The organism is Pseudomonas sp. EL_65y_Pfl2_R96, assembly GCF_963970905.1.
Lineage (GTDB): Bacteria > Pseudomonadota > Gammaproteobacteria > Pseudomonadales > Pseudomonadaceae > Aquipseudomonas.
In genome coordinates, this window is sequence record NZ_CAXAQH010000140.1 from 1 (window position 1) to 629 (window position 629).

At 64.2% G+C, this 629-nt stretch carries 1 protein-coding gene; it reads left to right on the forward strand.

The genetic code is table 11. From position 1 onward, the window contains the following. Nucleotides 1-629 (forward strand): immunoglobulin-like domain-containing protein (locus AACY49_RS29875; protein WP_339527803.1); only part of this gene is annotated, 629 nt, incomplete at both ends.

Genomic DNA, 629 nt, shown 5'->3' on the forward strand with positions numbered 1-629 from the left:
CAGCGTCAACTTCACCGCGCCGAACGATGCGTTGGCCGGCGGCGGTTCCCTGAGCGTGAAAATCGACGATGCCAAGGGCGGTAACTACGAGAAGCTGGAAGTCGATGGCAAATCAGCCGACACCTCGATCACCGACACCGTCGACACCACCCATCTCAGCCTGAGCGCGACCAACTCGGTGGCCGAAGGTGGCCAGATCACCTACACCGCGACCCTGACCAACGCCGCCGGCACCCCGGTGACCGTGACGTTGAGCAACGGCTCCGTGATCACCATCGACGCCGGTAAAACCACCGGCACCGTAACCGTCCCGGCACCATCCGATGACGTTTACAAAGACGCCGGCACCGTTCAGGCGACCATCTCCACCGCCACCGGTGGCAACTTCGAGAACCTGGTCCCTAGCACTGCCCCGGCAGTCACCAGCGTCACCGACACTATCGACACCTCGACCGTCACCCTGAACGCCACCGCTTCGGCAGCTGAAGGTGGCACCGTCACCTACACCGCGACCGTCGGTGCACCGGTGACTGGCAGCCCGGTTACCGTGTCCCTGGCCAACGGCCAGACGATCACCATCGACGTCGGTAAAACCACCGGTACCGTGACCACCGCCGCGCCGAACGACG